Below are 25,530 nucleotides of genomic sequence, written 5' to 3'. Positions count from 1 at the left end.
TTAGAACAGTTAAATACACGTGAAAAGAGCTTTACTGATCATTATTAAACTATTTGTAACCATACTGGTGGTATTGTTTCTATATGAAAAAATTAGTGAAGATAAAGCTGGTTTTGCTTCTGCCTTCCAACTTTTCAATGATAATTTCATCATCCTATTTTTGGTAGTTCTACTAATGCCTTTCAATTGGTTTATGGAAGTCTTAAAATGGAAATACTCTATTCAACCCATTACTCATATTTCCCTTTCAAAAGCTTCAACAGGTGTTTTGGCAGGAATAGCTTTAGGTTTTGTTACGCCTCATGCTGTTGGAGACTATTTTGCAAAGGTATTTTCTTTGACTCATCACAACCGCAAAAAAGCATTAGGACTTATTCTGGTTTCCAGAATGATGCAGATGTTGCCCACCTCTATTTTTGGTGTAATTTCGTTTTATATATATTCAAATAATAAAATTACATTTTTTGATATCCCATTTTCTTTTTCTTATCCAATCTTAAGCTTAATGGGACTACTGCTGCTCATACTACTTTTGATCTTATTCTTAAAAAGAAATCATCCTAAAATTCAAGATTATGTTCAGCCTGTCCGGAAAATGGGAATTAAATTAATTAACATTTTAGCTGGATTATCAATGTTGCGATATCTCATTTTTAGTGCTCAGTTTTTATTGCTGCTTTCTATTTTAAACTTAAAAGTCAGTATATTCATGCAGTTTATGGGTGTGTCCTTTATGTTTTTAGCCAAGTCAATATTACCTACATTCAATTTTTTAAGCGATTTGGGTATAAGGGAGTTTAGTGTAGCCTTATTTTTTGAATCTATGAAAGTGGACGTAGCACCAATTATAGCTTCAGGCTTAATTTTGTGGTTAATTAACATTGCATTGCCTGCTTTAATAGGGTTGTTCTTTATTCCTAAACTTAAATTGAAAAGCATATGATTTTGGCATTTTTCTCCATTATCATTCTTTTTTATGCATTAGCCTTGCTTTTCGCTTCCAAAATCTGGAGAAAATTACCTGAATTAAATGAAAGTGGAGAATTAAAGTCGGTATCCATTTTGATTCCTTTTCGAAATGAAGCAGAGAACCTCAATGTTTTGTTGAATAGTCTTTCACAATTGGAATATCCAAATGATTTATTGCAAGTGATTTTAGTCAACGATCATTCAGAAGATGGTTTTAATGAAGTCATTCAATCATTTGAAAAGAATTTTCCGTTCAAAATAAAAGCTTTAAGCCTTCCTCCGCAATTAAGCGGTAAAAAGTCAGCTATAACAGCAGGGGTTAAACATAGCAACTCAGAAATCATTTTAACCTCTGATGGAGATTGTAGTTTTCCGAAGGATTGGGTACAAAAAATGCATGCACCATTTGAAATTAGCCATATTCAATTGGTTAGTGGAAATGTGGTATTTAAATCTGATAATTATCTTTCACGACTATTTCAAATGGAATTTGCACCATTGATAGGAGTAGGGGCAGTAAGTATTGAATTGGGAAATCCTACCATGGCGAATGGAGCCAATCTTGCTTTCAGGAAAGCTACTTTCGAAAAGCTTAACCCTTATTCGGATAATATTTCTATTCCCTCAGGTGATGATGTATTTCTATTGCAAAAATTAAAAGTAGAACACCCAAATGGCATTTTTTACCAAAAGGAAGCAGTCGTGGAAACTCAGGCGCCTAAAGATTTTAAATCCTTTTATAGACAAAGAAAAAGATGGGCTGCTAAGTGGAGCGCAACTTCAAGTCTGATAGACAGTTTGCCAGCTTTGGCGGTTTGGGCATTTCATTTAATTTATATTACGGCTATTACTTACAGTATAATCACAACCCAATTTATGATTTTGCTGCCTGTAGTAATATTGAAAATTATTTCAGAAGGAATTTTTATTTCATTAATTTTAAAATCCCAGGGCAAAGGGTTCAGGCTGGATACTTTTGCGGTATTGCAATTGTTTTATAGCTTTTATGTCCTGATATTTGGTTTGTCAGCTAATTTTGGAAGCTATACATGGAAGGAGAGAAAATATAATAGTAATGAACGAACAGGAAATTGACCTTTTAGATGAGTTATATTTTGTGCAGTCATACAAGGATGTCAAAAGTGCGTTGGATTGGGATGATGAAGACCTTCATAAGCATTTGTTTTCTTTAAATCAGAAAGAGTATATTAAAATTCTTATTAATCATGATGAAGAATATGATGGTTCGAATGATTTAAACAGTATCCCTTGGAATGATTTATATTTTCTGGCAACTAAAAAAGGATTGTTGGAGCACAATGGCTTTTAAATTAATGAGTTATGAACTTTAATTATAAATTTCCACAAGGCTTAAAGCCGTATTATGAAAAGGAGTTAGAAAATTTTAGAACTAAACTAAAATCTGCTGATTATCAAGTTGCTTGGAGACATTTAGAGCGTGCACACATAATTGGTCAGGCATATCCTGTTCAGCATTCTTATGTACATTGGATTATGTTGAAGTTTGGGTTTAAAATCAAAAATATTAAAGAAGTAATAGGTCAAATTCCAAGGTTGTTAGTGGGAGGCGTAAAATCTTTTGTTGGTAAAATCCCTGTTGGAAATACAGGAGGGGCTAATGTCCCGCCATTGCGACCAATGGAAATCCCAGAAGATTTAAAGCAAATTTTAGCTAAAGTGTAATTTTAATGCTAGCCATTTTCAAATCAATGTCAATTTTTATTTTAGCAGGTCTTTGCGAAATAGGAGGCGGTTATTTGGTATGGTTAACGCTTAGAGAAGAAAAACCTTCGTGGGTAGGAGTGCTCGGTGCAATCATTTTGATTGGCTACGGAGTAGTTGCTACATGGCAACCTGCAAATTTTGGAAGAGTGTATGCAGCCTATGGAGGAATATTTATTGTAATGGCAATTATTTGGGGTTGGAAAGTGGATGGTATTGTCCCTGACCGCTATGATTTGATAGGGGGCGTTATTGCATTAATCGGAATGCTTATTATTATGTACGCCCCAAGAAATAATTAATTTCTATTAAATCGATACCTAATTCCCCAACTACCTGCAAAGTAAGCACCACTACCTTCATCAAATGGGATATTAGGAGAGAATTCCATTAAAAAACCGAAATTTTGATTTTCAAAAGGGTAGATATTTAATCCTAAAGGAAAGCCAAGAGTTGGATCTCCAAGAGTGGAACCTAGAAGTGATATTCCGCTGTAAAATTCATAATTATCCTTTTCGATCCAATCATAATTAAGCATTAGTTTTAAATAGAAGTCATCAATAAATGTATTAGAAAGTAATCTGATTTCTGGTCTAAATTTATCATTAATTTCATAAGCATAAGCTGCTTGTCCGCCATTGGGCGATTGATGATAACTTACAATGGATTGAGATAGTGATAAAAAAGGTAAAAGTATTAAGGTGGTAGTATAAATTAATTTCATTTTGGCTTAAGATTGAAGTTTAACAAAATATTCCAACTTAAACGTTAGTCTATGTTGAAATATTTTGTCTTTAGTAATTTAATAATCGCAACTCCCTATCGGACTTCCAGGAGGTAAGGATGGAAGAGGAGCTACATCATATTCTTTAGGGGTTTCCATAAAGAGTTTTATTTGAGTAAGGATCATTTGATTATGAGACTTTCTCAAATCACTGTCTCTGTAATTGGATTTTGATAATTGAATAGAAATATCTTTCAATACAGACATTAATTCTGCTCTCGCCAAAGGAGAGAGCTTCCCATTTTGAAAAGTTTTCATCAATTGATTCACAAAAACTGATTGTGAAGTCAACTGTATGGCTTCGTGATAACTATTGTTAACCTTTTGATTAAATAAAACATCTTCAAAAACATCTAAAGCCTCTTGAATCCCAGGATTCTTACTGTCTCTTGCATGATATTCTACTAATCTATTTAACCTTTGTGGATGCATTACCAACCCAAAAACCATAGCCGATGCTTGTTCAGCTGCTCCAATAGCATCAAAAGTGACCCCAGTCTTTCCGTTTAGTAATTCTCTATTATCATAATATCCTAATGGTCTAGGATTTAAGGTGTTCAACAATTGTTCTGGCAAAGCTAAATTTTCGGCTTTAACCGCATTAGCCAAGCTATTGACTGCTTCCAATTGCCACTCGGATGGCACTATGCTCATTTCCTTTAAATTATCACCTCTCATCTTGTAGGAGTAATCCAATCCACCAATTAATTTCACCGTGGCTTCTGCTTGATATCGATGTAGAAAATATATGGGGATTAATGCTTCTTGAATTTGAGCTAATGGTCTATCATATTGAATTACATTTTCTCCAAATTTAGAAAGTGCTTTTTGCCTAACATTGAGCAAATGATTGAGCTGAACAGCTGCATCTTTTCCATTATCCCATAAATGAGCATATGGATGTGCTCCGCCTGTTGCTCTGGCATCTCTATCTGAAATAAATGTTAAACCTTTTTCATTTGCTTCTGCCAAAATGCTATTTAAATATTCTTCTTCATTTGCCTCAGTTGGAATTTCTTCATATCCATAGCGTATGGCATATTTGTCCCAAAGTCCAATATTTTCTGCATAGGCATTTTCTAATGTTATATTTCCCTTTTCATCCAATTCAATATTAGGGTGAGGATAATCCATCACAGAAGCATCATTTTCAGTGCTGGATGTATAGGAGTGAGCTAAGCCAATGGTGTGCCCAATTTCATGAGCTGATAACTGTCTCAATCTTGCCAATGACATTTCTTCCATATCATTGTTTTCTCCACTTTTGTCATAGGGTGCTAAAAGTCCTTCTGCAATTAAGAAATCTTGTCTCACTCGTAAAGAACCCAAGCTAACATGTCCTTTAATGATTTCACCTGTTCTTGGATCTGTCACACTTGCTCCATAACTCCAACCTCTCGAAGAGCGGTGCACCCATTGAATTACATTATAGCGGATATCCAAAGGATCTGCATCTTCTGGCAACATTTTCACTTGAAATGCATTTTCATAGCCAGCAGCTTCAAATGCTTGGTTCCACCATTTAGCTCCATCCAATAAAGCAGAACGAACTGGTTCAGGTGTTCCAGGATCTAAATAATAAATAATGGGTTCCACTGCTTCGCTTTTTTCCGCTTCAGGATTTTTCTTTTGTAATCTATGTCGATTAATCAATCTTTGAGTGATGTCTTCATTTATAGGAACTGCATAATCTTTATAAGTAGTGCCAAAATAACCCGCTCTTGGATCAAATTTTCTAGGCTCGTAATCATCGTCTGGCAATTGAACAAAAGAGTGATGCTGGCGAACTGTTATATTATCTGCATCAGGACTAACGGAATAGATTTCACTTCCTTTTGCTTCCCCTTTGAATGAAATCCAGAAATCCAGTTCTGTATTCTCAGGAAAATTTTTCGAACCTTCTAAATTGAAAATAGAACGGCTTTTATCTAAACTATAGGTCCCTTCTTTTGATTTCTTTAATCTTTGGCTCACACCATGCGCATCTCGAATAAAGAAATCAGTGGCATCCACTAAATGCGCCCAATCATTAGATGCTTCAATTTCAAATCCATGAATAATAGAATGAGCAAATGCATCTTTGACAGCTTTTTTCTCAGCTTCGTTGTCGGAATCTGCCCGAAATTTATAATTCGGCTCAAAAACCATAATTTTATTCCCGATTTTCTCGAATTTGATGATTTTGCTATTTCCAATTTGACCTCTATCAAGCCCTATATCATTTGAACCTAAACCTGCGGACAAATAACTCACATATATCAGCTCTTCATTAAATTTGTCAATTTCCAGGTAGATTTTACCTTTTTCTGAATCCCAGTAGTAATTCATAAAACCACTGAATTTCTCTTTTCCAGAAATCAACTTGTCGAATTTGGATAATTCAGGCTCAGAACTTTTGTTGTTTTTAAAAGCATTGCAAGAAACTGCAAATAACAGAATGAAAATATAGAAATATTGCTTCATCATTTTTTATTAGTTTTCAGAAAGGTAAAAAATAATCCGATAAGAATTAGATTGAATTCTTTAGATGGACATTTTTAAATATAAATTGTCTATTGTCACTATTTTCCTTTTCTCCGATCAATTCCTTAACTTCACATTTATAAAATGGATACAACCCTAAAAATATCGAACCGATTCGAGCTTAAAGAACTGGAGCTAAATGCCCTGCTTGAAATTACGCAAGCAATTAACGAGAATTTACCTGAAGATTCATTGTATAAAATCTACAATTTCACCTTAAGAGCCAATCTTAAGCTGGGTAAATTGATGTTGATAGTTCAAGACAAAAAACAATGGGAATTAAAATTATCTTTTGGCACCCAAAAAGATTATTCTCATATGGATGATAAAGTATATCAGATTGTCAAAAATCGTAAGATTTTATTTAATGCTGATTTGTTTGATTCACCTTTTGAAGAGTTTGAGGTAGCGATTCCAGTTTTTCATAAGAATGAACTCTTGGCAATAGCTTTTTTAGGAGGTGTTTCTAATTCTCAGGAAAAAGAATTGATTGAAAACCATTTAAATTTTATTCAAGCGCTTACTAATATTATTATGGTAGCTATTGAAAATAAGAAAATGGCTAGAGCAAGGCTTGAACAAGAGGTTTACGATAAGGAGATGGAAATTGCAAAGAAAGTACAACAATTGCTTTTCCCTAAATCACTACCTGAGAATGATAATTTCAGCATTGACGCCCATTATTCTCCTCACCACACTGTAGGGGGCGATTATTATGATTGGTTGTCTATTGATGAAAACCGTAAAATAGTTTGTATAGCCGATGTGTCAGGAAAAGGAGTTCCTGCAGCACTTTTGATGTCTAATTTTCAAGCCTCTCTACGAACACTATTAAGGAAAACAACAGACTTAGAGGAAGTGATTCATGATTTAAATCATCAAGTATTTGAAAGTGCCAATGGAGAAAATTTCATCACTTTTTTTATTGCGCTGATCGATTTAAAAGAGAAAAAGCTTACTTATGTAAATGCAGGTCATAATCCTCCATTTTTAATGTCCATAAATGGAAACATTGAGAAATTGGAAAAAGGAACCTTGGTATTAGGCGCTTTAAGAGAGATTCCTTTCCTAGAAATAGGCATAACTGAAATTCAGAATACTCAAACATTATTGCTTTATACAGACGGATTAACGGAGGCATTTAATGAAAAGGAAGAGGAATTTGGTCCAGAGCGAGTGATGGATATTTTGAATAATAATATTGACACCAAACCAGCTTTAATTCTCTCAAGTATTTTGAAAGAGATAGATGATTTTATCGGAAAAAGGGCTTTATCTGATGATATTACTTTATTAGCTTGTCAATACAATGTCTGATTGGGCATTCTATAAAACCCCCAAAATCATTCAAAGAATATTTCCTTCCTTTCAATGGAAGGTAGATAGTAATGAAAAAATTATCTATCCAACATTTGATGATGGTCCAATCCCAGAATTAACCCATGAAATATTAAGCATTCTAAATGATTTTAATGCTAAGGCTACGTTTTTTTGCGTAGGTGATAATATAAAAAAGTACCCTGAAATCTTTAAATCAATTTTAGAAAATGGTCATTCAGTTGGTAATCACACTTTTAATCATTTAAAAGCTTGGAAAACCAATGATGATGAATATTTGAAGAATGTTAACTTCTGCCAGCAGGAAATTGAAAAACATGTTATCCAGGATAAAAAGCTTTTTAGATTCCCTTATGGACAGTTTAACTTAAATTTAGCTCGAAAGCTTAAGAAAGCAGATTATGATCTCATTATGTGGGATGTACTTTCGAAAGACTATAATATATCAATTTCATCTGATAGAATACTTCAAAAAAGTATAGAGAATTCAGAGCATGGAAGTATTATAGTTTTTCATGATAATTTAAAAGCAAAAGAGAAAATAATGCAATTCCTACCTTTGTATCTCAAACATTTTTACGATATTGGATACAAATTTAAAAAACTATGACCTATCTATTTTTAGGCCTATTGATGATTATAATTGTTGTAATCTTAGTGGACTTAATTTTATGGATGGCCTGGAAACCAAAAGCTGAGAACCCCAAACCTTTTGAAGGTGAATTGCCTTTTATTTCCATTTTGATGGCTGTCCGTGATGAAGTACACACGGTAAATTATGCCTTAAACTCGCTCGAAAAACTTGATTATCCCAAAGATAAATACGAAGTGTTAATGGGAGATGATGACTCTACTGACGGAAGCACTAAAATCATGCAAGCGTGGGATAAAGAGACCAATAATTTCTTCTATGTGCCTATAAAGGAAAAAGTTGAACATTTGGATGCCAAAGCAAATGTTTTGGAACAATTGGCTGAAAAAGCTAAAGGTGAATTCTTGATGATAACCGATGCGGATGTGGAAGTTCCACCCAGTTGGCTCATGAAACAATTAGCTTGTTGGAAAGAAGGTTCTGGTATTCAAAGTGGCTTTACGATTATTAAAGCCAAGGATTTTTTATCCAGTATGCAAATGATTGACTGGAGTTTAGCTTTAGGCATGGTTAAGATTGTTAGTGGTTGGAAAATCCCTGTCACAGCAGTTGGTAATAATATGATGGTGAGCAAAGAAGCTTATACTAAAGTAGGAGGATATAAAAACATTCCTTTTTCAGTTACAGAAGATTTCGCTTTATTTAAAGCTGTAGCAAAAAAGGGGTATAGATATCAACAACTCGCAAATGAGGAAAGCTTAGTACGTACTTTTGCTATCAAAGGCTTTTGGAACCTGATGAATCAACGCAAACGATGGATGAGTGGAGCCTTAAAATTGCCTCCTTTCATGGTAGCACTTTTGGTATTTCAGGCTTTATATTATCCAGCAATGCTTGCGATGATTTTTGTCAACCCATTTGTAGCAATTCCTTTATTTGGTTTAAAAATCACTTTGCAAAGTTTATTTATCAACAAAATTTTAGAAAGACTCAATCAATATGTGCCGCTTGGTAATCTTTTTATATTCGAATTCTACAGTGGGTTCATTTCTGTTGCACTTCTTTTCTTTTATCTATTACCTTTGCCCGTTAAATGGAAAGGAAGAAAATTCGCTAAAGGATGATAGAAACACATGCGCATTTATATGCGGAGAAATTTGATGAGGACAGAGCAGAAATGATGGACAGGGCAGCAAAAGCTGGAGTTGAAAAATTCTATATGCCCAATATTGATCATGAATCTATTGAACCAATGATGGAAGTGGAGGATAAATTTTCAAACACCATAGCCACAATGGGAATCCATCCTTGCTCGGTAGAAAAACATTTCGAAAAGCAATTATATGAAGTCGAAGATTGGCTGAATAAAAGGAAATTTGTGGCAGTTGGAGAGATAGGGCTTGATTTCTATTGGGATAAAAGTCTGATGAAAGAACAGAAAGAAGCTTTAAGAATTCAGATAGAATTAGCTAAAAAGCATCAAATCCCCATTATTTTACATTGTAGAGATTCATTCCAAGAAACGTATGAAATCGTGAAAGAATTGAAGGATGATAACTTAAAAGGAGTTTTCCATTGTTTTACAGGGAATGCAGAAGATGCACAAAAAGTTATCGACCTCGGATTTTACCTTGGGATAGGTGGAGTGGTCACCTTTAAAAATGGAGGTTTGGCAGAACATATTTCTGATATTGATATTAATAGAATGGTATTAGAGACAGATGCCCCTTATTTAGCACCAACTCCAAAAAGAGGTAAAAGAAATGAACCAGCTTATCTGGAATTGATAGCTCAAAAAATTGCTGATTTAAAGCAAATGCCTAAAGAAGAACTCATAAGTATTACTTCAACTAATGCTAAAGCTTTATTTGCCTGAATGAAAAAGCCATACGAATTAATTCATATAGAAACCGCCACACCCAAAGCACCAGAAAGTGCGGTGATGATTATTTATACTGGTGGAACTTTAGGGATGGTCTATAATGAAGAGCAAGCGTTGGTTCCGTTTGATTTTCAGAATATATTAGACGAGGTTCCTTCCTTAAGAAATTTCAATTTAAAAATAACCGTTGCTTCCTTTAATAAATTGATAGACTCATCCAATGTAAATCCAAAGCATTGGGATGATATTGCAGGTTTGGTGGAAGACCATTACGATGAATATGATGGTTTCATTGTAATTCATGGAACGGATACTATGGCTTATACAGCATCTGCTATTAGCTTCATGTTAGAGGGACTCAATAAGCCAGTGATTTTTACTGGAGCGCAATTACCAATTGGTGCTGCTCGCTCAGATGCACGTGAAAATTTGATAACTGCCATTGAAATTGCCAGTCAGAAATTAAACCACAGACCCATTGTTTCAGAGGTTTGTATTTATTTTGATAATTTATTATTAAGGGCAAATAGAGCTAAAAAAGTGGAAAGTGTTCAATTCGATGCTTTTCAAAGTGAAAACTATCCTGTTTTGGCCGAAGCAGGAGTTATAATAGAATATAATTTCTCAGCATTAAGAGCATTTCAAGCAGAAACTGAACTAAAAGTAAGGAAGAATATCCAACAAGAAGTGGCCATTCTGAAAGTATTTCCAGGTATTTCTAAAGCCTTTGTAGAAGGGATTTTATCTATAAAAGGATTACGAGGATTGGTAATTGAAACTTACGGTTCAGGAAATGCACCAACAGAAAAATGGTTTATAGATGCTTTGCATAAAGCTATTGAAAAAGGGATCTTAATATTGAATGTTTCTCAATGCATGGGAGGGAAGGTAATTCAAGGTCGGTATCAAACCAGTAAAGACTTGCAATCCATTGGTGTAATAAGCGGTAGTGATATAACAACTGAAGCGGCCATTACAAAAATGATGTATGTTTTGAGTCATGCTCACTCTGAAGAAATGCAGCAAAGTTATTTAATAAAGCCACTTCGTGGAGAAATGGAATAATGAAATATTTGCACTTACATGGAATAATATAATATTAAACTACTATCATTCTATTTGCAACTCATTTGCGTATTAATATTTTATTAATATTAACCATTTGGCAAAATGAGCTTGCATGAAGAATAAATTATTAATTTATTTGTGCACGTTTGAAAAGAGTTCAATCGATAAATGAATATTTACAGACAAAAGGAGAGGTGCCAGAGTGGCCGATCGGGCTCGCTTGGAAAGCGAGTGTACCTTCGCGGGTACCGAGGGTTCGAATCCCTCCTTCTCCGCATTTTGCTCAATTATTTAGGCTTATTTTTAATTTAAAGAATAAAATAATTAGAAATAGGCATAAAGAAATGCTAAAAAAATTTTCTGTTTGTGGATATTTGTGTAAAATTGGACTTAGTTTTAAATTAACTAACATACAATAACTAAAAAGGAAAATTACAAACAACTTAACTATGAAAAAGCTATTTGTTTTAATGATGATGACCGGAGCTTTAATATTCGGTTTCAATGGCAATGCGATTGCTCAGGATGAGGAAGCTACCTCTGAAATGGAAAATGATACAACTGCAATGGAAAGTGACTCTGCGGAGGTCACAGATACTGCAGCTGTTGAGGAAGTTGATACTACTGCTACTACAGTGGTTGAAGAGGAGGAAGTTGTAGAAGAGCAAGGCTTTCACCAAGTAATTAAAGAGAAGTTCATTGAAGGTGGATGGGGATTTATGTCAGTAGTATTAATATGTTTGATCTTAGGATTAGCTATTTCTATTGAGAGAATCATTACTTTAAACTTAGCAACTACAAATACTAACAAATTATTGGCTAATGTAGAAGATGCTTTAAGTCAAGGTGGTGTAGAAGCTGCAAAAGAAGTATCTAAAAGCACTAGAGGGCCAGTAGCTTCAATTTTTACCCAAGGTTTAATGAGAATGTCAGAGGGTGTTGAAATGGTTGAGAAATCAGTAGTTTCATACGGTTCTGTTGAAATGGGACGTTTAGAAAGAGGTTTAGTGTGGATTTCATTATTCATTTCTCTAGCTCCAATGTTAGGTTTCATGGGTACTGTAATTGGTATGATTAATGCATTTGATTCAATTGAAGCTGCGGGTGATATTTCGCCTTCATTGGTAGCAGGTGGTATTAAGCAAGCATTGTTAACTACTGTAGCAGGTTTAATTGTTGCAATTATTTTACAATTATTTTACAACTATTGCGTTTCTAAAATTGATTCTTTAGTAAACCAAATGGAAGACGCATCTATCTCATTAGTTGATATTTTAGTGAAGCATAATCTTACTAAGTAAGTTTAACCCTTTAAAGTTTAACTAAATGGAAATTGTAGATATAATGTTATATGGCTCATATTTGTTGGTAATCATTGCTGCTTTAGGAGCAATTGTTTTACCACTTATTAATGCGCTAGGCAACCCAAAGAGTCTTTTGAAATCTGCTTTGGGCATTGTTGTAATCGGTGTAGTTTATTTAATCAGTTGGGGTATCTCAGGTGATGAAGTAACTGCTAAGTATATTCAGTTTGATGTTACTAATACATCATCAAAAGTTATTGGGGGGTTTTTAATAACCACCTATTTATTGATGGGAATTGCAGTAGTGTCAATTATTTATTCTGAAATAAATAAAATCATAAAATAATGGCTAGAAATAAAGGAAGATCAGCAACAGAAGTAAATGCAGGCTCTATGGCCGATATCGCATTCTTATTGTTAATATTCTTTCTTGTAACTACTACCATTGCATCTGATAAAGGATTATCTTTAACCTTACCACCCGAAAAAGATGACGCTGAAGAAATCGATCTCAAAATTAAAGAGAGAAATCTTTTTAAAGTAGCTATTAATTCAGCGGATAGGTTATTGGTTGAAGGTGAAAGAATGGATGATTATACTAAGATTAAAGATATGTTAATTGAACATGTTCTCAATCCTGGTAATAATCCTGAATTGGCAGAAAGCCCACAAGATGCAATTGTTTCCTTTAAAACTGATAGAGGAACAAGTTATGAGATATATATTAATGTATTGGATCAATTACAAGGTGCTTACTATCAAATCTATGCGGATAGAGCAGGAATTCCTGTTGACGAATTTAGGGCATTGAATACTAGTAACCCTAAGGAAAGAGCTATTTATGATAAAGGTAAAGGAGATATTCCAATGGCTATTTCTATTGCAGAACCAACAAATATAGGAGGTAATTAAGATATGTCAAAGTTTAAAAAGAAAACCAGTGCAAGTCAGGAAATACCTACCTCAGCACTTCCGGATATTATTTTTATGCTCCTGTTCTTTTTCATGGTGACTACAGTATTGAGGGAAACCGAAATTAAGGTGGAACAAAAGATACCTAAAGCTGAACAAATGAAAAAGATTGAAAGAAAATCTTTGGTTACGTATCTATACATCGGTAAGCCAAAACAAACTGAAAAGTTTGGAGGTGAAGCAAAAATTCAAGCTAACGATGTATTTATTGAGCCAAAAGATGTTCTTCTTTGGGTAGCAAAAGAAAAAGATAAGTTGTCTGAGCAAGAAAGAGATAAAATCACAATTGCCTTGAAAGTTGATAGTGAAGCTAAGATGGGGATTATCTCTGATGTTCAACAGCAGTTAAGAAAAGCTAATGCACGTAAGTTGATGTATAACACTAGACAATTAGTAAATACCGATAAAGAAAATTCTTTATTGTAACATAATATATTTCATTAAAAACCTCATTTCAGTAATTGAAGTGAGGTTTTTTTTTGTGATTTTTCTAACTGATTAAACTTCCCAAAGTTGAAAATTAATCAACCCAAAACCATCAATGCATGGTGCATGTACGATTGCGCTAATTCTGTATATGCTATAGTAATCAAGTCTTCAATTTTCCCTGTATTTTACAACACAGCTACACAAAATGCTTTTGATGGTGATATTGTTGATTTTTTCGGATATCAATTTGTCAATACGGGTCTATATTTATCTGCCATTGTATAGTTGTTCGATGATTTGGCAAGTGCTGTGGACTTCCACTCAATGGTTATATGGTCTTAAAATGCACTTATTTACCAACCACCAAAGAGAATTTTTGGGGTTTACCTTTTCATCCAAGAATGTTTGCGACAACTACCTTGGGGTGATAATTCATCTATGCATGTATATGGATTTCTGAAAGATATATGTGATGCAGCCTACAATTGAAAAAAGCTATTCCTAAAACTCTACCGGCAGAGCATTTCCCTTTTCACTAAAAAAAATGAAGACGAAAATCAAATTGCTGACCATGTAGAATAAATTTCTCTTATAAAAGAGATTATTGCTTGAAACGGTTATCGAACTGTTTAAAGACATTTGTGACTTGTGGCACAACCGTCACCGGAGCATAAATATTGTATTTAACAATGCTCTGTCGTGTTTGGTAGCTTACAGCTTCTTTAACCATAAGCTAATGATCAGATCAAATTAAAAAAAATGTATTTTCAAAAGAAAACATACTGATCTCACACTAATTTATAGAAAAGTATCGACCCTACAAATTTGTATCTTTATACCTCCTTTAAACTTTGCTCAGTTTAGCAAACTCTAGCATAGGATTATGTTCTTATTGAAGATTATTTTGATGTGCAGTCTTTTTTTATTGATGAAATGGTTCTGTATTTATTTGTTTAAACTCCGTTGTAGTGCTTAAAAATTTATTCTACAGATTATTGGGCACAAACGTCAACCCTTTTCTTGTTGTCGTCACTCATGGATTAAGGAGAGGGCTAGCTTAAGACCTTAGCTATCAGTTTACGTTATACTGAAATTTATTCCATTTGCTATATCATTTAAGGTCAGGAATTTGTCTAGAGGACTGAATGTTAAAGAAACTAACTTGTTATATATTTACTGCAACTTTCTTTATGACATTGATGCTGGTTTACACAGGAGATAAACAAGAATGAGTTACCATGATAATAAATTGTTTAATCAGAGGATGCTTATATTTTTGGTTGTCTGAAGAGTCAATTAAAATAATATTATTATTTTAATTAGAGATTACGGCTTTTCAGATATTTGAAATTTTCCGACTCTATCTAAGGATTTATATTACATTAGTTTTCGTTGTGAATTTTATGTATCTGAATTTTTTCTTCCAATAATTCAACTTGTTTTTCCAAAATATTTATAATTTTTTCTTTTTCGTCAATTTGATTTTTACTGTTGTCAATTTCACGATTTGTTTGAATTTTTTTTGAATTATTTAAAGGTAATTCTTTAACAAATAATATAGATGGTTCGATATTAAAAAAATCACATATTTCATTTAAGTATTTCGCCCAATTTTGATTTCCATTTTCAATTCTTGAATAAGTAGATTGCGAAATATTTAATTCATCAGCTAATTGCTCTTGACTTAGGTTTTTTGCTATACGTAGTTTTTTTAGTTGATAATTTATCATTTGAGTGTAAGTTTTTGGTCGTTTATACAAATATACTGTTAATTTTTTTTCTGTAGAAAAAAAATTAACTAAAAATCATTTATTCATTTATTGAATAAAAATATTCTTTTTATGAATAATACTTACATGCTTTGTCAGTTAAATTTGAATCAAATAAATGTTTAACATAAAATTTTTATTATGAAAAATTTAAATGAGATTAGTTTAGAAAAAATTGAAGGTGGAAATGATTACATTAATTTTGTATTGCCATGTGCAGCAACTTTAATGGAATATGGAGAAAGTGCATCATCAGCTTGGTCTTCTTGTTCGGCAGCGTATATGTCCACTTTTTAAGTCAAAGTTAATTTAAATGGAAAAAGTACTTCTCGAAGTAAAATCCATATTTTTAACTATCAATAAAGCTAATATCCTTAAGGATATTAGCTTTTCTATTAGTAAAAATGCAATTCTAGGTATTATTGGATCAAATGGAAGTGGTAAGACCTCTTTAATCAAAGTGATTAGTAGAAATTATTTTCCTGATTGTGGGCAGATTCATTTCAATCAGAAGAATGCTATATTATACAATAATCGAGAATTTAGTAAGGTTGCTGGTTTTTTAGTAGGCGAGGCAAATGTTTATAAACATTTGTCTATAGAGGATAATTTAAAGTACATTTCAATTTTATATGGATTGCCTGCTTACAAAATTAATAAAATATTAGATATTGTAAATTTAAAGAAAGTAAAAAATAAACTTGTTAAATCAATTTCATTAGGTATGAGACAAAGACTAGGAATTGGATTTGCTTTCATACATGAACCAGATTTAATAGTTTTAGATGAACCAACAAATGGGTTAGATCAATCAGGTGTTGAAGATTTGATTTCATTGATTCTCTTTCTTAATAGCCAATATAATGTGACATTTATGGTAGCAGGTCATGATTTTGATTTTTTAGATAGAATTTGTAATTCATTAATACATTTAAAAAATGGAAGTATTAATTATAATAATACAGATTTAGAAAATAATACTAAAACCGTTCATGAAATCTACAATGAATGTAATTATTAATTATATAACATTTCAAAAGAACCTATTTTTATCCGAGCTATTTAAGATCAGTAAATTAAAATCAATTTGGCTTATTTCATCTATAGTGATAGGTTTAATTATTATATTTTCATATTCAGTTTTTTCCAAAGATGCTACAAGGTTTCTATCGGAATACGAATTTAGTAAAATACAAAATAAATGGCTATATACCTATAGTAGTTTTCTTGCAATGGTTTCTTTTTTATTTCCATTTTTTATTGGACTAATAATATCTACAGTAAATAATATGGAAAAAGCATCAAATGGTTTTGACCTACTAAAACGATCTCCCTATTCAATGTTTAACATCGATATAATAAAGATATTGATAATTCTATTTTTTGCAATGTTTACATATATAATCATTATAGCATTAATTGTTGCTTTTTCTGAATTATTGTATGTACTAAGACCAGATTTTGAAATAGTACCTGATAATAGAAGCCATCTTTCTTTAATTGAACAAATCCCAATTACTTTTTTATTTAGTTCAATGTTGATAATAATTCTATATGTGTTATCTATTGTTATCCATAAGCTCACTGTATTTATTGGTTGTTTAATATTTCTTCCAATTTCAAGTATTTTTCTTATTTCAGATGCATTTAATCCATTTATGCAGATGTTTTGGGGATATAAATTATTTACTTCAACTTCAGAGATTAAACAATTGGTACCTATTAATTCTACAGGATTAAATATAACTACACTAAATTTTATTTATCTGTGTATTGGACTAACAGTATTATATTATTATAGAAAATTAATACGAAATCAAAACAATTAAACAATGACAGAAATTAAGAATTCATATTTAATTTTTATCCTAGTATTGTGCAATTTAATTTTATATTATCTAACAAATGAATTTCTTATAACGGATACCTTAATTAAAGATCATTACAGTAATCAATTAAGTTATGATCGCATATTGAAATTGATTAGTATAAAAAATGAATGGTCTTGGGTAAATTATTTGTTAATTCCAGCATTGCAATTGATTGAGTTGTCAATTGTATCTTTTTGGATTCTTTGTGGCTCTATAATATTTAATTTAAATATAACTTATAAGTCAATTTTCAAAATTGTAATGATAGCTGATTTTATTTGGCTTCTACCTTCTTTTTTTTCTTTGGTTTGGTTTGGATTATTCGATACTTCTCACTCCTTGTTAGAAATTCAATATTTTGCCCCCCTTTCTTTATTAAGCATATATGACCCTTCTCAGTTAGATTCATGGCTTATTTTCCCTCTAAAGTCCATTAATATTTTTGAATTTATTTATCTCTTAGTTCTTGCTTTAGGTATTAAGAAAATTACTAGTAAGGATTATGATTCTGCGCTAAAATTTACTTTGCCCGTTTATGGTTCTGCTTTAATAGTTTGGATTTTATTTATAACATTTTTGTCAATAAATATGACTGCGTAATGAAAAAGATAGTTTTATCTATAATGTCCTTGTTAATTGTTGGTTTATTAGGTTGGATGGGTTACACGAGTGTAATGAAATTGAAAAAAATAAACCATTCAGAAGAGATAATTCAGAACCTGAATTCTTTGACAAATATTTTGGGAATAAAAGAAACTAATAATGAACAGTCCACTATTTTTATGTATTTCAATAGTGATTGTCATTTCTGCCAATGGGAAATGAAAGAGATTAGTGAGAATATAGAAAAGTTTCAACACTATCAATTACTGTTAGCTTCATTTGAACCTAAAAAGAATGCACTTGATTTTCTTCAGCAATATAATCTTGCACAGCATTATGTTGAAGTCGATCCTTATTTATTGACCAACACAATTACTGGTGGAGTACCCCAAACTTTTATTTATGAAAACAGCTTACTAAAAAAACATTTCATAGGGGAGGTGAAAATAGAAGCTATTTTGAAAGTCTTGGAGTGATGAAAAAATTAGAAAAACTGCATTTTACCAAAATTCCACAATTTTTTGATTAAAAAAGCATCTGTTGATTAAAGATATTTAGATTATTAATATAATTAAATTTGACAGATTACATTACTCCAAGAAATTTTTGACAGGTATTTAAACTAAGCAATCCAATGATTAAAAAACTCAACCAATTTTTCGTTCAGCAACACGGTCAATCAGATTGTGGCCCTGCTTGTTTGGCATCTATCATCAAATTTCATGGAGGGTACAATTCACTTGATGAGTTAAGAAGAATTACTGGAACTACCCAAACAGGTACTAAATTATTGGGACTATTTCAAGGGGCAAAAGATTTGAACTTTGAAGTAGAAGGTTTAGAAGCTGAGTCAGTTGAAAATTTAAAGGAATTGGATTGCCCTGCAATTTTACATGTGATTCTAGAAAACAGATTACAGCATTATGTGGTTCTTTATGGTTTTCAGGAAGATCAATTAATAATTAATGATCCAGGCAGGGGGGTAGAGTTGTGGTCAAAAGAAAAACTTGAAAAAGTATGGCAAACCAAGGCCTTGCTAAAGTTAACACCCAACAAGAATTTTGAGAAAGTAAAATCCAAAAAGAAAAAATACGAAAACCTTCTCAGTTGGGTAAAGGAAGATCTTAATATCTTATTGGCGGCACTTTTTTTAGGTGTTTTAATTGCTATATTTTCGTTGGCCTCGGCCATTTTTAGCCAAAAGTTGATTGATGTTATTTTGCCTACCAAAGAAGTCGGCAAACTCATCATTGGACTGGTTTTATTTGCCTGTATTTTATTGATAAAGGTGGGATTAAGTTATGTACGGTCAACATTTTTGATCATACAAAGCAAGGATTTTAACAACAGAATGATAGCTTCATTTTTTGAATCGCTTTTACACATACCCAAACCATTTTTTGATTCAAAAAAAACAGGGGATATGGTAGCGAGAATGAACGATACCAGGCGTATTCAATCTTCCATCAGTAATTTAATTGGTAATCTTTTAATTGAATTTCTTATTATCATTATTTCATTAATAGGGGTCTTTGTATATTCATGGCAAGTTGGAGTTGTAGTTGCTATTTTTATACCTGTATATGGTCTTATCCTCTGGCGATTGAACAAGCCTATTATAAATACACAAAAGGATGTAATGAGTGCATATGCTTTAAATGAAAGCAATTATATAGATGTAATTAGCGGTATAGCAGAAGTAAAGACAACTGGAACCATTAATCTTTTTCATAAGGGAACCACTTCCTTATATAGAAACTTTCAGGAACAAATATTTAAGTTAGGTAAAATCCATGTTAAATTTAGTTTTTTGACAGAGTTTGCAGGAATACTACTTGTTGTAAGCGTAATATCATTAGCATCCTTTTTGGTATTGAATGGCGATATTTTAATTGGTTCTATGGTAGCTTTATTGTCCCTATCTCGTTCTATTGGACCATCCTTAACTCAAATAGCATTGTTTAATATTCAGTTTCAGGAAGCAAAAGTTGCTTTCAACAGAATGGAGGAATTTACTGGGATAAATACTGAAAACAAAAGTGGTCTAAATTTTGAAAACGAAAATATCAATGAACTAACAATACAAAACCTGAATTTTCATTACCCTGGATCTTTAAATCTGTTAAATCAAATCAACATGGTCATTAAGAAGGGGGGAATTACCACCCTTTTGGGAGAAAGTGGTGCAGGGAAAAGTACAATCTTTCAATTAGTTCAACGTTTTTACAGTCCTTCACAAGGATCCATCAAAATAAATGGAATTTCAATTAATGATATAAAGTTAGAGCAGTATAGGAAATTAATTGGAATCGTTCCTCAGGATATTAAAATTTTCAATAATTTTTTACTTTTTAATATATGCTTAAGTGATAATCCGGTTGAATTAGAAAATGCGGAAAAATGGTGTAGGGAATATGGTTTCGATCAATTTTTTAGAAATTTCCCCCAAGGCTATATGACTTTACTAGGGGAAGAGGGTACCAATATTTCTGGAGGCCAAAAGCAGTTAGTGGGCTTAGCCAGAGCACTATATAGAAACCCGCAGTTGTTACTGATTGATGAGGGTACATCTGCTATGGACAGAAATACAGAACAGTTTATTTTAAATTTATTGCAGCAATTAAAAAATGAAAAAATCATTCTTTTTGTGAGCCACAGAATGAATGTTGCTAATTTCTCTGACAACATTTACAGATTGGAAAATGGCTTCATTACTTCTCAAGACAAATCTGAAACTCTTATTTAATGAAGAAAAAATTTTACTGAATCTGTTAATCAGATAGCATTTTAGCATTGATGATTTGCATGATAGAATTCAGAATATTAGTTAGTTGTCTGAATTTTGCATTTTCTCCTCCATCATTTTTTCCTTTCTTCTCATCTCTTCTTGAGTAGCTTCTAACTCTTCCATGTTCTGCCTCAATTCTTCTTCCTGAGCCCTCATTTCTTCCGCCTGCTGTTGCATTTGCTCTAATAAAATTCTTGTTTTTTCATTATTTTGAGTAGTTGCAATCGCTGATGCTACGTATTCACCTGCCTTTTCTAAAAATTCAACTTCATGTTTTTCAAATTTTTTAAAGGAAGCTAATTCAATCAATGCTTGCACATTATCATTGTACAACATAGGAACTACAGCCAAGCATGTAGGAGTAGAGTCTCCTAACCCTGATTTAATAAATGTATAATTTTGAGGTATTTCGGTTAATAACAAAGTTTCTCTTTCACGATAGGTTTGACCAACTAATCCTTGTCCAATTTCAAGCTTTTTATCTAAGAATTTACGTCTATCAAATGCATAAGCAGCAGACAGTTCCAAATGTTTTTGATTTTCATCGTCTTCATCTTGAACTAAGATGAACAAGCTTCCTTGTTGTGCTCCTAAGTATTCTGTTAAGTATTTAGTAGACTGAAAAGTTAGGTCTTTGGTGTCTTGTTCACTATTTCTAATAATTTCAGTAAGTTTAGAGAGCCCTTCCGTTGACCAAATACGTTTTTTGTTTTCAATATCAGCTAATTGCATTTGCTTTTTCATTTCAATTAGCTGTCCTGCAAGATTTTCTTTATTCAGTTCTCTGTTTTCTTCTGTCATTCCTTCCCATTGTACATCATATTCTCCTGATGCTACTTTTTTGACATAAAGTGCTGCTTTTTTAAGATTATCAATAGAACCATTTAATATTTTTGCTGCACCTCTAAAACGGGTATCACCATCATTGAATAAATATTTCTTATTGTTTTCTCTTAAATTGAGTAATAATGCGGTCCTGTTTTTCTCATCTTTTCTTAATTTAATTAATATAAAGATCAGGGTAGGTAAGCCTATTAATAGAAGTAATAACTGGATGATAGTATTTTGGAATATGGCCCCTTCATATCTATCTTGAGCTTTTTCAACTAGTTTATCTTCAAAATCATACAACCTGGAAGTAAAGGCAGCGTTGATGGGCCAGAATGTCCTTCCAAAATCATTTCTTAAAATTTCTTTGTAAGCTTCCAAATCATCATTTTTCAAATGCTTGACCATTTCCTCATACATATCCGCATATTTTTTAAAACCAGTCTTTAATTTTGGATAGTTGACAGGGTCGGAATAACCTTGAATAGCAAATAAACTATCCAAAGTCTTGAAATTTTCCCGATTTTCTCTTCTTGCATCTGCTACACTCCAGAATAAAAAACCATCTTCACGGATTAAAGCATAACCTCTTGCGCTAATGTCCATTTGACGAATGTTGAGTAATGTATTTTCAGAAACTCTAACTACCATATCGGCTTGTTTTTGGGTTTCCAATGCATCACTCATTACTTTTTTATTGTAGAAGGAAAGTATAACACTTAACAATATGAGTGCTGAAACTGCATATATGGCAATGGATATCAAGTGCTTATTTAAAAATTTCCTCATAATTCTTGAAAAATTTATAGGATTAACTACATTAATTTAGAATATAAAATTGGCATAACAAAGGCCTGTTTCATATATAACTCATGACAAGATGTGCTTTTTTACTCATAAATCTAATATAAATTGTTTTAGTTTTTACTATCCATTAATAATCTAAAAATACCAATAAAATAATAGATGCTATTTTTATTATTTAATTATATAAAAAGTACTATTTTCATTTCTTAAACTAAAATTACATACAATGATGAGAAAAATACTTTTAGTGTGTTTTAGCTTTTGGTTATTCACTTCTTACGCACAAGAAACTTATACAGTGAATGGTGTAAAAGATGAAAGACCTGGCTTGCACGCCTTTATTAATGCAACATTACATATTGATTATCAAACATCTATTGAAAGTGCAACTTTAATAATTCAAAAAGGAAAAGTAATTGCTTCTGGGAAGGACATTAAGGTTCCTAAAGGAGCTATAATTCATGATCTAAAAGGAAAACATATATATCCTTCTTTTATTGAATTGTCTAGTAAAATTGGAATGCCTAAGACTGAGAATAATAGAAGTCCTGGTCCACAATTAGGACCCAAAAAAGATGGTGCTTATAACGCTAATGATGCTATAAAAGCTTATTTCAATGCTCATGAAGCATTTGAAACTAGTGATTCCGAAGCCGAAAGAATGCGTAAAGCCGGATTTGGAGTTGTTTTAACTCATAACCAAGATGGCCTGGTCAGAGGAACAGGTACTGTAGTGGCTTTACATGATGGTCCGGAAAATGAAATTATGTTGAAAGAAAATGCTTCTCAACATTTTTCATTTGATAAAGGAAGTTCTACTCAAGATAATCCCTCATCCTTAATGGGAGCTATTGCTTTAATTAAACAAACTTATTTGGATGCTAAATGGTATTCAAACCAAAATGAGATGGTAGATGTTTCTTTGAATGCTTTTAATAATAATCAGAGTTACCCTCAATTTTTTGAGGCTGGAGGTGATAAATTGTATGTATTAAGAGCTGATAAATTGGGAGATGAATTTGGAGTACAATATATCATTAAAGGAAATGGTGATGAATATCAAAGGTTAGATGAAATAAAGGCTACTAACGCTCAATTAATATTGCCTATAAATTATCCTGAAGCTATTGATGTAGAAGATCCTTTTGATGCTTTGAATGTTAGCCTAGGGGAAATGAAACATTGGGAGATGGCACCCTATAATTTAAAAATGGTAGCTGATAAAGGTATTACTTATTCCATTACTTCTGATGGTTTGAAAGATGCTTCAAAACTTTCTGCTATGATTTCTCAATCATTAGAAGCCGGTCTTTCTGAAGAGCAAGCCTTAAAGGCATTAACCTATAATCCTGCTCAGTTCATTAAAATGGGAGATAAATTAGGGAGTTTGACTAAAGGGAAATATGCAAATTTTATTATTACAGATGGCAGCCCAGTTAAAAAGGATACTAAAATCTATGAAAACTGGGTTCAAGGTAATCCTTATAAATATCAAGATTATACTTCACCTGAATTAGCAGGGAATTACACTTTATCTGTTGGCAGTGATGGTTATCAAATGGAAGTTAAAGGAGAGCCAGGTAAAGAAAAATTCAAAATAATAGTAAATGATTCTACTTCCTACGATGTGAAATCTGAGATTTCTAAGCAATTAATTAGCTTATCTTTTAAAGATGAAAGCAAAGAAGAAGAAGAAGGTAAAATCAGATTGTCTGGTTGGTTGAAAGAAGAAGGATTAAGTGGAAATGCCAAAATGCCAGATGGAAGTTGGGTTCAATGGACTGCTACTTTAAATGATGAAGAATCAGCTGAAGATTCAGAAGAGGAAAAGAAGGAAGAAGAAAAAGAGGAAGATAAAAATGAGCTAGGGTCAATGATTTATCCTTTTGTTGCACACGGAAATACAGAAAAACCTCAAGCTGAAACCATTCTAATTAAAAATGCTACAGTATGGACTAATGAAGCGGATGGTGTTTTAGAAAATACGGATGTTTTATTGGAAAATGGGAAAATAGCTAAAGTAGGTAAAGATTTATCGGCATCTGGTGCAAGAGAAATTGATGGAACAGGAAAGCATTTAACTCCAGGAATAATAGATGAACATTCACATATTGCCATCAGTAGAGGTGTTAATGAAGGTTCAGAAGCCGTTACAGCCGAAGTAAATATAGAAGATGTAGTTGATTCAGAAGATATTAATATTTACCGACAACTATCAGGTGGTGTTGTGGCTTCTCAATTGTTGCATGGTTCAGCTAATCCAATTGGTGGCCGTTCGGCTATTATCAAATTGAAATGGGGTTACAGTCCTGAGGAGATGAAAATTTCATGGGCTGATAAATTCATCAAATTTGCCTTGGGTGAGAACGTTAAACAATCCAATTGGGGTGAAAGAAATACAGTACGTTTTCCACAAACCAGAATGGGAGTGGAACAGGTATTTGAAGATGCCTTTATCAGAGCTAAAGAATACGAAGCAGAATGGAAAAAATATAATGCCTTATCTAAAAGAGATAAAGCGAATGCTAGTGCTCCAAGAAAGGATTTGGAGTTAGAAACTTTAGTTGAGATTCTAAATAGTGAAAGGTTTATTTCATGCCATTCATATGTACAATCTGAAATCAATATGCTAATGAAAGTAGCTGAGCGACATGGTTTCAGAATCAATACCTTCACTCATATTTTAGAAGGCTATAAATTAGCTGATAAAATGAAAGAGCATGGAGTTGGAGGGTCTACTTTTTCTGATTGGTGGGCTTATAAGTTTGAAGTAAATGATGCTATTCCTTATAATGCTGCATTAATGCATGGAGAAGGAGTGGTGACAGCCATTAATTCAGATGATGCCGAGATGGGTAGAAGATTAAATCAGGAAGCTGGAAAAACTATGAAATATGGTGGAGTACCAGTAGAAGAAGCCTTAAAAATGGTAACTTTAAATCCTGCTAAGCTATTGCATTTAGATGAAAGAATGGGAAGTATCAAAGTGGGTAAAGACGCGGATGTTGTTCTTTGGAGTGATGAGCCACTTTCTATTTATGCAAAAGCTGAAAAGACCATTATTGAAGGGATAGTATTTTTTGATAGAGATGAGCAGGAAGAGAAATTAGATGCTATTCAAGCTGAAAGAGCTCGAATAGTGGCTAAAATGCAAGAAGAGAAATCAAATGGTAAATCTACTCAAAAGGCAAAGCCAAAATCACAGATTATCTACCATTGCGAAACAGAAATTGAAAATTATTCATCTTTAAAATAAGCTG

General features: G+C 32.5%; 24 protein-coding genes and 1 tRNA gene. 21 read left to right on the top strand and 4 right to left on the bottom strand.

All coding sequences use genetic code 11. The features are described from left to right. The first annotated feature begins 19 nt into the window (after nucleotides 1-19). Genes QYS49_RS13735 through QYS49_RS13715 form a run of 5 tightly spaced genes read left to right on the top strand, consistent with a single transcriptional unit; the run spans nucleotide 20 to nucleotide 3,014 of the window. Nucleotides 20-943 (top strand): lysylphosphatidylglycerol synthase domain-containing protein, encoded by a 924-nt coding sequence (locus QYS49_RS13735; RefSeq protein ID WP_308348050.1) that lies wholly within the window; start codon nucleotides 20-22, stop codon nucleotides 941-943. Further along, nucleotides 940-2,064, top strand: a complete 1,125-nt coding sequence (locus QYS49_RS13730; protein ID WP_308348048.1) for a glycosyltransferase — start codon at nucleotides 940-942, stop codon at nucleotides 2,062-2,064. The genes QYS49_RS13735 and QYS49_RS13730 overlap by 4 nt, the downstream gene beginning before the upstream one ends. Beyond that, nucleotides 2,045-2,299 carry a hypothetical protein gene (locus QYS49_RS13725; RefSeq protein WP_308348046.1) on the top strand — a complete coding sequence of 85 codons (255 nt, stop codon included), beginning with the start codon at nucleotides 2,045-2,047 and terminating at the stop codon, nucleotides 2,297-2,299. Before QYS49_RS13730 ends, QYS49_RS13725 begins: the two co-directional genes overlap by 20 nt. Nucleotides 2,300-2,310: 11 nt before the next feature. After that, nucleotides 2,311-2,673 carry a DUF3703 domain-containing protein gene (locus QYS49_RS13720; RefSeq protein WP_308348044.1) on the top strand — a complete coding sequence of 121 codons (363 nt, stop codon included), beginning with the start codon at nucleotides 2,311-2,313 and terminating at the stop codon, nucleotides 2,671-2,673. A 26-nt stretch (nucleotides 2,674-2,699) separates the two neighbouring features. Continuing rightward, on the top strand, nucleotides 2,700-3,014 hold the full coding sequence (locus QYS49_RS13715) for a YnfA family protein (RefSeq protein ID WP_308348043.1): 315 nt from the start codon (nucleotides 2,700-2,702) through the stop codon (nucleotides 3,012-3,014). On the opposite strand, the gene QYS49_RS13710 is transcribed toward QYS49_RS13715, so the two are convergent. Beyond that, a complete protein-coding gene (locus QYS49_RS13710; protein WP_308348042.1) occupies nucleotides 3,011-3,436 on the bottom strand; it encodes a hypothetical protein in 426 nt (141 codons plus the stop codon). The two genes, QYS49_RS13715 and QYS49_RS13710, sit on opposite strands and share 4 nt — an antisense overlap. Nucleotides 3,437-3,514: 78 nt before the next feature. After that, the gene (locus tag QYS49_RS13705) at nucleotides 3,515-5,962 is read right to left on the bottom strand and encodes a zinc-dependent metalloprotease (protein ID WP_308348040.1); all 2,448 of its coding nucleotides are present in this window, start codon (nucleotides 5,960-5,962) and stop codon (nucleotides 3,515-3,517) included. Nucleotides 5,963-6,103: 141 nt separating this feature from the next. On the opposite strand from QYS49_RS13705, the gene QYS49_RS13700 reads away from it, so the two are divergent. The 11 genes from QYS49_RS13700 (at nucleotide 6,104) to QYS49_RS13650 (ending at nucleotide 13,889) form a co-directional block, all read left to right on the top strand. Beyond that, nucleotides 6,104-7,336: a GAF domain-containing SpoIIE family protein phosphatase gene (locus tag QYS49_RS13700; protein ID WP_308348038.1), complete on the top strand. Its 1,233-nt coding sequence runs from the start codon at nucleotides 6,104-6,106 to the stop codon at nucleotides 7,334-7,336. After that, on the top strand, nucleotides 7,329-7,967 hold the full coding sequence (locus tag QYS49_RS13695) for a polysaccharide deacetylase family protein (protein WP_308348037.1): 639 nt from the start codon (nucleotides 7,329-7,331) through the stop codon (nucleotides 7,965-7,967). The genes QYS49_RS13700 and QYS49_RS13695 overlap by 8 nt, the downstream gene beginning before the upstream one ends. Then, complete coding sequence (locus QYS49_RS13690) at nucleotides 7,964-9,073, top strand: glycosyltransferase (protein WP_308348035.1); 1,110 nt, start codon at nucleotides 7,964-7,966, stop codon at nucleotides 9,071-9,073. The genes QYS49_RS13695 and QYS49_RS13690 overlap by 4 nt, the downstream gene beginning before the upstream one ends. Further along, complete coding sequence (locus QYS49_RS13685) at nucleotides 9,070-9,825, top strand: TatD family hydrolase (RefSeq protein WP_308348034.1); 756 nt, start codon at nucleotides 9,070-9,072, stop codon at nucleotides 9,823-9,825. Before QYS49_RS13690 ends, QYS49_RS13685 begins: the two co-directional genes overlap by 4 nt. Further along, nucleotides 9,826-10,896, top strand: coding sequence for an asparaginase (locus QYS49_RS13680; protein WP_308348033.1), 1,071 nt, complete (start codon nucleotides 9,826-9,828; stop codon nucleotides 10,894-10,896). It abuts the gene before it with no gap. Between the two features lie 191 nt (nucleotides 10,897-11,087). Next, nucleotides 11,088-11,174: transfer RNA gene (locus QYS49_RS13675), tRNA-Ser, on the top strand. A 174-nt stretch (nucleotides 11,175-11,348) separates the two neighbouring features. Then, a complete protein-coding gene (locus QYS49_RS13670) occupies nucleotides 11,349-12,200 on the top strand; it encodes a MotA/TolQ/ExbB proton channel family protein (RefSeq protein WP_308348031.1) in 852 nt (283 codons plus the stop codon). 25 nt (nucleotides 12,201-12,225) lie between these two features. Next, complete coding sequence (locus QYS49_RS13665; RefSeq protein WP_308348030.1) at nucleotides 12,226-12,549, top strand: hypothetical protein; 324 nt, start codon at nucleotides 12,226-12,228, stop codon at nucleotides 12,547-12,549. Beyond that, nucleotides 12,549-13,115, top strand: coding sequence for an ExbD/TolR family protein (locus QYS49_RS13660; RefSeq protein ID WP_308348029.1), 567 nt, complete (start codon nucleotides 12,549-12,551; stop codon nucleotides 13,113-13,115). The genes QYS49_RS13665 and QYS49_RS13660 overlap by 1 nt, the downstream gene beginning before the upstream one ends. A gap of 3 nt (nucleotides 13,116-13,118) precedes the next feature. Next, on the top strand, nucleotides 13,119-13,601 hold the full coding sequence (locus QYS49_RS13655) for an ExbD/TolR family protein (protein WP_308348027.1): 483 nt from the start codon (nucleotides 13,119-13,121) through the stop codon (nucleotides 13,599-13,601). Nucleotides 13,602-13,688: 87 nt separating this feature from the next. Then, the gene (locus tag QYS49_RS13650) at nucleotides 13,689-13,889 is read left to right on the top strand and encodes a hypothetical protein (protein WP_308348026.1); all 201 of its coding nucleotides are present in this window, start codon (nucleotides 13,689-13,691) and stop codon (nucleotides 13,887-13,889) included. A gap of 1,097 nt (nucleotides 13,890-14,986) precedes the next feature. Here QYS49_RS13650 and QYS49_RS13645 read toward each other — a convergent pair. After that, nucleotides 14,987-15,334 (bottom strand): helix-turn-helix domain-containing protein, encoded by a 348-nt coding sequence (locus QYS49_RS13645; protein ID WP_308348025.1) that lies wholly within the window; start codon nucleotides 15,332-15,334, stop codon nucleotides 14,987-14,989. Between the two features lie 352 nt (nucleotides 15,335-15,686). Between QYS49_RS13645 and QYS49_RS13640 the strand changes: the two genes are divergently transcribed. The 4 genes from QYS49_RS13640 (at nucleotide 15,687) to QYS49_RS13625 (ending at nucleotide 20,593) form a co-directional block, all read left to right on the top strand. Further along, nucleotides 15,687-16,394: an ATP-binding cassette domain-containing protein gene (locus QYS49_RS13640; protein ID WP_308348023.1), complete on the top strand. Its 708-nt coding sequence runs from the start codon at nucleotides 15,687-15,689 to the stop codon at nucleotides 16,392-16,394. An 811-nt stretch (nucleotides 16,395-17,205) separates the two neighbouring features. Beyond that, nucleotides 17,206-17,844, top strand: coding sequence for a hypothetical protein (locus tag QYS49_RS13635; RefSeq protein WP_308348021.1), 639 nt, complete (start codon nucleotides 17,206-17,208; stop codon nucleotides 17,842-17,844). Next, nucleotides 17,844-18,323, top strand: a complete 480-nt coding sequence (locus QYS49_RS13630; protein ID WP_308348020.1) for a peroxiredoxin family protein — start codon at nucleotides 17,844-17,846, stop codon at nucleotides 18,321-18,323. The genes QYS49_RS13635 and QYS49_RS13630 overlap by 1 nt, the downstream gene beginning before the upstream one ends. Nucleotides 18,324-18,481: 158 nt before the next feature. Then, on the top strand, nucleotides 18,482-20,593 hold the full coding sequence (locus tag QYS49_RS13625; RefSeq protein ID WP_308348019.1) for a peptidase domain-containing ABC transporter: 2,112 nt from the start codon (nucleotides 18,482-18,484) through the stop codon (nucleotides 20,591-20,593). Between the two features lie 81 nt (nucleotides 20,594-20,674). Here the strand turns inward: QYS49_RS13625 and QYS49_RS13620 are convergent, their stop codons facing one another. Further along, nucleotides 20,675-22,252 (bottom strand): GAF domain-containing protein, encoded by a 1,578-nt coding sequence (locus tag QYS49_RS13620; RefSeq protein WP_308348018.1) that lies wholly within the window; start codon nucleotides 22,250-22,252, stop codon nucleotides 20,675-20,677. A 244-nt stretch (nucleotides 22,253-22,496) separates the two neighbouring features. Between QYS49_RS13620 and QYS49_RS13615 the strand changes: the two genes are divergently transcribed. Beyond that, nucleotides 22,497-25,526 (top strand): amidohydrolase family protein, encoded by a 3,030-nt coding sequence (locus QYS49_RS13615; protein ID WP_308348016.1) that lies wholly within the window; start codon nucleotides 22,497-22,499, stop codon nucleotides 25,524-25,526. The last annotated feature ends 4 nt before the right edge of the window (nucleotides 25,527-25,530 follow it).

Source organism: Marivirga salinae, from assembly GCF_030503855.1.
GTDB lineage: Bacteria > Bacteroidota > Bacteroidia > Cytophagales > Cyclobacteriaceae > Marivirga > Marivirga salinarum.
The sequence above is the reverse complement of the archived record's forward strand: the minus strand, read 5'-3'. Positions and strand labels throughout refer to the sequence as shown.